The sequence below is a fragment of the Brevibacterium sp. 239c genome (assembly GCF_900169365.1).
In the GTDB taxonomy this organism is placed as follows: Bacteria; Actinomycetota; Actinomycetes; order Actinomycetales; family Brevibacteriaceae; genus Brevibacterium.
This window is the reverse complement of the sequence record NZ_FXZH01000047.1, coordinates 1-4,093: the sequence shown is the minus strand read 5'-3', so window position 1 is coordinate 4,093 and position 4,093 is coordinate 1. Positions and strand designations below refer to the sequence as shown.

Here is a 4,093-nt window from a genome sequence, read left to right as displayed (position 1 = left end):
CGGCTGGTTCTCTTTCGGTGGTGACGGGAACCCTGGTGGACAGATCACGAGAAGGACACCGCGGAACGGGTCAGTCAGGCTTTGGGTCACACCGGGATTCCCGACCTTTCCAGTATCAACGTCAGGCGGTTTTGCTATTGTCTGCACACGTGCGGCGGATTAGACCTGAATCAGACTCGATGGCGGCCTCAGCGCTCTTGCTGGCCGTGCTTGTCGCTGTGGCCTCATTCGCTGTCTCTTTCACTGGACTCATTGCCGCTGCCGGTTGGGCAGGAATCCCGCGTCCGTTGCGCCCGGCAGTACCGATCGTCGTTGACCTCTCAATCCTCGTCTTCACCGTTGCGGCTGTTGTCGCCAGAGCACGAGGCGAAGATGTGCGGCTCGCATGGTCATCAGTAGGAATCTTCACCGTCGTATCGATGGTCACCAACGCCACTCACGCACTCAGCGATGGAAATTCAACGGCGACGACGTTTCCTGCTCTCGTCGTTGGATCGTTTATCGCCAGCCTCATGCCTCTGGCCTGCCTCATCTCCACTCACACAGCGGTATCGGTTGCCGTGGCTCCCCCGCAAGGCTCCAAGGCCGCACGACGCCGTGCAGAACGTGCCCGAGTCGACCAGTCAACCCTTCTTGCCCCTGAACCTTCTCCAGCGCCCTCGGTGGCCGCAATGGGTTTGCCGCGGAAGGCGCCAGCCATCAAGGCCGCGGCTGATTCGTCCAGACCCGTTGATGTCGATGTTGTCGTCGAAATGAAACAGGCCGGCAAATCTCACCGGGAGATCGCCGATACTCTGGGCACCTCGAAGTCAACCATTCAGAGGTTGCTGTCAAAGTCGGTCATTGCGTAGCAAGTTCAGAAAAAATCTTGTTGCACCGTGTACACATCTCAATTCGCCGCACGTATATCTAGTGAGCCCGATAATCAGGTCGATGGCTCACCGATTTGAGAACTGGAGAATACCGAGATGAGCATGATCGCCACCGATCGCGAGATCCTGACACCGGCACAACTCGCTGACGAGCTCTGCGTTACCACCGGACATCTTGCCCAGCTTCGCTTCACGGGGCAAGGTCCACGCTTCTTGAAGCTCAGTCCGCGCGCTGTTCGATACCGTAAAGCTGACGTGGAAGCGTGGCTTGACGATCGCACGAAGGTCCGTACCGAATGATCGGACGTTCATCATGCAGTGACATAGCAGAAACGCACAAATCTGAGGTCGCGACCGGATTGAACGAGCTCAGCGGCACGGGGGTCTCGGTTGCTCTCAATCTTGGCGAAGGACACAAACGTGGCTCACATTTCACCCTACGAAACTCCGAACGGCAAAAAATACCGTGTCCGTTGGAGAGACGAAAACAACAGACAGCGCGAAAAGCGAGGATTCGGTCGTAAGCGCGATGCCATTGACTTCAAGTCCGAGCTCGAAGGAGATTTTCGCTCGGGCACATATGTTGCGCCGACCGCTGGAAAAGCCACTATAGCCACGCTTGGCGCCGACTGGATGATACGACAGACTCATTTGGCGCCGAGCACATTGCGCAGCGTCGAGACTGCGTGGCGAGTCCATGTGATGCCTCGATGGGGCGCGCGTTCAACCTCGTCAATCAAGCAACTCGACATCAGCCGATGGATCTCGGAACTAAGCAATGACGGCAAGTCAGCCACGGTTGTCCTCCGCGCGTTCGGAGTCCTGCGCGGAATCTTGGACGATGCTGTTTCCGCGAAGTTGATCAAGACCAGTCCGGCGCTTGGGGTGAAAAACCTCCCACGGAAGAAAAAGGGTGAGCACACTTACCTCAATCATCTTTCTGTCCAGCGACTTGCAGATTCCGCGGGCGGACAATGGAGGCTGCTCGTTTACCTGGCTTGCTACACGGGCATGAGGTGGGGAGAGATTACAGGGCTCCGAGTCGGCGATCTGGACTTTGAGAAGCGACGAGTCAGAATCGTGCGCAATGCTGTTGAGTCAGGTAGCAAATTCCACGTGGGCACTCCGAAGAGTGGAAAGAAGCGAACCGCACCTCTGCCCGGCTTCCTTGCGGATGAGTTGAAAGACTTCTGCGCAAAAAAGTCACACGCCTCATTGGTTTTCGAGGCTCCGCGCCGTGGCGGATTCATTTTGCGACCAAAGCCGAAAGGTCGCAGCGAAGGTGGGACGGGTGGTTCATGGTGGGCATTGGCCAAAGAAGAGGCTGAGGTTCCGCCGCAAATGCGTATCCACGATATGCGCCACACAGCTGCCAGCCTGGCTGTTCAGTCAGGCGCCCACGTCAAGGTTCTCCAACACATGCTCGGTCATGCATCGGCGGCGATGACTCTTGACACGTACTCGGACCTTTTCGACGACGATTTGGACCAGGTTTCAGAGGCTTTGGATGCTCATAGATCAGAACAGTTAAGAATGAAATGTGGGCAAAATGTGGGCAAATGAGCCAAATCCAACGGCCCGACTAGCACTTCCAGGCTTCTCACCAGGCAACTTATCAACTGTTCAAAGGTGGGCCCAGAGGGACTTGAACCCCCGACCCTCTCGGTGTAAGCGAGATGCTCTAGCCAACTGAGCTATAGGCCCCACAGCAGGTCAGGAGCAATAGCTCCCGAACGTGCTTGACCAGTATGCCATAAGGCCATGCGGGCAGACGAATTCCGTGTTCAGTCGCTCTCTGTCTTCAGCAGGCGCGCCACGATATTGGCGAAATTCTCACCTGCATCCGCATCTTCAATACCGAAGAGTCTGCGATTCTGTTCGATCGCCACGGCACCGAGGGCATGTGCCATCACTCCATGGGAGACGGTCGTGCCTAAGGCTTCAGCACTCAATGCGCTTGGAGTCACTGCGGCGGGGGCGATCGAGAATCCGAGGAGCATAATCTCAGCACCGTCACGATAGGTCAGGAGGATGTCCCGCAGCGCCATCGCAGTCACAAGCGGGTCAGAAGTCGATGGGCATCGCGCATCGACCTCAGCATTCATCCGTGTGGCGATGAGGACGAAGAGCTCCTGCTTGTCTTTGACGTGCCAATACAGTGCGGAAGGCTGGACCTCGAGCTCACGAGCGAGCCTGCGCATCGACAGATCACCCAGTCCGTAGCGCGAAAGGATGTCGAGGGCGGTTGTCGTGATGCTCCCGGCAGTCAGTGCCAACGAGGTGTTCCTTCCATTTGCGGATGGTCGACCGTGCCGATTTTTCAGAACGGGTCACCATCGCTATAGTAGTTCCTGGTCACGGGATATAGCGCAGCTTGGTAGCGCGCCTCGTTCGGGACGAGGAGGTCGTGGGTTCGAATCCCGCTATCCCGACCATTGTGATGTGTCGCGACATCGTTCACTCGATGTCGCGGCACATTTCTCATTTCTGACCCGGTCCTGTCTCACGTCATCGTGCACACTTTCAGGGGTATGTCTCACGACATCGTGCACATCATGTCTCACGTCATCGTTCATCTCTTCTTCTGATAGTCCTTGCTCGCATCGAGTGTGTGTTCAGCGATGATTTCGCCTGCAACCCGGTCGATGACCATCGTCTCATGCCCCTGCATGAGCAGTAGTACTCGTTTCCTTGCCCAGGCTCTCCCGATGCCCAGATGTCGCAGTTTCCCCGCATAGCGGATGCTGATCGTGCCCGTGGCATCGACTTGGTCGTATCTGACTCTCCAAATCGTGTCAGCCATAGCGATGACCGGTATGGCTTTGGTGATGGCCGTGTAGGCGGTCTCGGGGGTGCGTCTGCCAATGGCTCTGTGGGGCCGTTGTGTGTTGTAGATGTGGGCGAATCGGACCAGCTGGGTATTGAGCGCCTCAACGGTGTCGACAAGCCCGTCTGCGATCAGCCAGCGTTTGAGTGTCTGGTGGTAGCGCTCGACCTTGCCCTGGGTCGTGGGGTGATGAGCTGCCCCGTTCTTCTGCACGATGCCCATATCGGACAGGAGTTGTTCGAACCCATTGGGCTGTTTGGGACTGCCGTGAGGTTCCCCGCAAGTTGTGGACACTTGATCTGTCTCACGCGGCTTGCGCAGACACTTCCTCTTCACTGACCAGGTCGGTCAGTGAACGTGCTTCCTCGAACTCCACCGGCGTCACCTGACCCAG

5 protein-coding genes and 2 tRNA genes are annotated in these 4,093 nt (G+C 57.1%); 4 read left to right on the top strand and 3 right to left on the bottom strand.

The features are described from left to right. Positions 1-179: 179 nt before the first annotated feature. From BSP239C_RS20215 to BSP239C_RS20205, 3 genes are all read left to right on the top strand, one after another. Entirely contained in the window at positions 180-851 is a 672-nt protein-coding gene (locus BSP239C_RS20215; RefSeq protein ID WP_101575088.1) for a DUF2637 domain-containing protein, read from the top strand. A gap of 117 nt (positions 852-968) precedes the next feature. Then, positions 969-1,172, top strand: a complete 204-nt coding sequence (locus tag BSP239C_RS20210) for an AlpA family transcriptional regulator (RefSeq protein ID WP_257930303.1) — start codon at positions 969-971, stop codon at positions 1,170-1,172. A gap of 120 nt (positions 1,173-1,292) precedes the next feature. Next, positions 1,293-2,435: a site-specific integrase gene (locus BSP239C_RS20205; protein ID WP_101575087.1), complete on the top strand. Its 1,143-nt coding sequence runs from the start codon at positions 1,293-1,295 to the stop codon at positions 2,433-2,435. 67 nt (positions 2,436-2,502) lie between these two features. Here BSP239C_RS20205 and BSP239C_RS20200 read toward each other — a convergent pair. Further along, positions 2,503-2,576: transfer RNA gene (locus BSP239C_RS20200), tRNA-Val, on the bottom strand. 80 nt (positions 2,577-2,656) lie between these two features. Next, positions 2,657-3,148 (bottom strand): TetR family transcriptional regulator, encoded by a 492-nt coding sequence (locus BSP239C_RS20195; protein WP_101575086.1) that lies wholly within the window; start codon positions 3,146-3,148, stop codon positions 2,657-2,659. Positions 3,149-3,230: 82 nt separating this feature from the next. Here BSP239C_RS20195 and BSP239C_RS20190 point away from each other — a divergent pair. Further along, a tRNA-Pro gene (locus BSP239C_RS20190) sits at positions 3,231-3,307 on the top strand. A 137-nt stretch (positions 3,308-3,444) separates the two neighbouring features. On the opposite strand, the gene BSP239C_RS20185 is transcribed toward BSP239C_RS20190, so the two are convergent. Beyond that, positions 3,445-3,993 (bottom strand): integrase core domain-containing protein, encoded by a 549-nt coding sequence (locus BSP239C_RS20185; protein ID WP_180959127.1) that lies wholly within the window; start codon positions 3,991-3,993, stop codon positions 3,445-3,447. Between the last annotated feature and the right edge of the window lie 100 nt (positions 3,994-4,093).